Here is a 663-nt window from a genome sequence, read left to right as displayed (position 1 = left end):
CGTCGCGTTGTCGTCCAACCAGTTCGGCGCCCTGAGCTCGGCCCAGGTGAGCGCCTTCAGCACCAACGACATCGCCGCGATTGAAACGGCCGACATCGGCGCGCTGAAATCGGCGGTCATCGCCGGCCTGACCAGCAGCCAGACCAAGGCCCTGACCACCGACCAGATCGTCGCCCTGAGCAGCAGCCAGATCGGCGCACTGAGCAGCAGCCAGGTCGCCGCGCTGAGCACCGAAGCCGTCGCCGCCATCGAGACGGCCGACATCGGCGCGCTGAAAACGGCCGCCATCGGCGCCATGACCACCGCGCAGACTGCCGCGCTGACGACCGACCAGATCGGCGCGCTGAGCACCGCGCAAGTGGCCGCTATGACCACCGCCAACCTGGGCTCGGGCCTGAGCACCGACCAGATCGTGGCCTTGAGCTCGAACCAGCTGGGCGCCTTGAGCACCGGTCAATTCGGCGCCTTGTCGACCCAGGACATCGCCGCCATCGAGACGGCCGACATCGTCGGCCTGAAGACCAGCATCATCGCCTCGCTGAAGACGGCGCAACTGGCGGCGCTGACCACCGACCAGCTGTCCAACCTGACCACCGCGCAAGTGGCGGCGATCACCACCGCCAACGTCGCGGCGCTGACCACCGACCAGGTCGTCGCGCTGTC

General features: G+C 68.3%; 1 pseudogene. It reads left to right on the top strand.

Annotation, left to right across the window (positions count from 1 at the left end):
• A pseudogene (locus tag KVP70_RS33140) lies at window positions 1-663 on the top strand (heme utilization protein); the annotation flags it as partial.

Source organism: Duganella violaceipulchra (assembly GCF_019166075.1).
Classification (GTDB): Bacteria; Pseudomonadota; Gammaproteobacteria; order Burkholderiales; family Burkholderiaceae_D; genus Rugamonas; species Rugamonas violaceipulchra.
The sequence above is the reverse complement of the archived record's forward strand: the minus strand, read 5'-3'. Positions and strand labels throughout refer to the sequence as shown.